This window comes from Pediococcus argentinicus, from assembly GCF_001437605.1.
In the GTDB taxonomy this organism is placed as follows: domain Bacteria; phylum Bacillota; class Bacilli; order Lactobacillales; family Lactobacillaceae; genus Pediococcus; species Pediococcus argentinicus.
Genome location: NZ_JQCQ01000084.1, coordinates 1 through 440, shown reverse-complemented (window position 1 = coordinate 440; position 440 = coordinate 1). Strand labels below are relative to the sequence as shown.

The following is a 440-nucleotide window of genomic DNA, read 5'->3' as shown; positions in this document are numbered from 1 at the left end:
GGGAAGTAGCTCAGCTTGGTAGAGCACCTGGTTTGGGACCAGGGGGTCGCAGGTTCGAATCCTGTCTTCCCGATTAAATGTTTAACGACATTTAGTTTTTATATAGATCGCGGTGTAGCTCAGCTGGCTAGAGCGTCCGGTTCATACCCGGGAGGTCGGGGGTTCGATCCCCTCCGCCGCGATAGGGTTAATATACGAACTTGGACCTTTAGCTCAGTTGGTTAGAGCAGACGGCTCATAACCGTCCGGTCGTAGGTTCGAGTCCTACAAGGTCCATCAAGCATTTATGCTTAAAGGGCATTAAAACGTATATTATTATGGAGGATTACCCAAGTCTGGCTGAAGGGAACGGTCTTGAAAACCGTCAGGTGGGTCAAACCACGCGAGAGTTCGAATCTCTCATCCTCCTTTTTTATTATCGCGGGATGGAGCAGTCTGGT

4 tRNA genes are annotated in these 440 nt (G+C 49.8%); all 4 read left to right on the top strand.

Going from position 1 to position 440, the window contains the following annotated elements:
- Positions 1-73 (top strand) — tRNA-Pro (locus IV88_RS09015).
- Between the two features lie 35 nt (positions 74-108).
- Positions 109-182, top strand: a tRNA-Met gene (locus IV88_RS09010).
- 20 nt (positions 183-202) lie between these two features.
- A tRNA-Ile gene (locus tag IV88_RS09005) sits at positions 203-276 on the top strand.
- A gap of 43 nt (positions 277-319) precedes the next feature.
- Positions 320-409 (top strand) — tRNA-Ser (locus tag IV88_RS09000).
- The last annotated feature ends 31 nt before the right edge of the window (positions 410-440 follow it).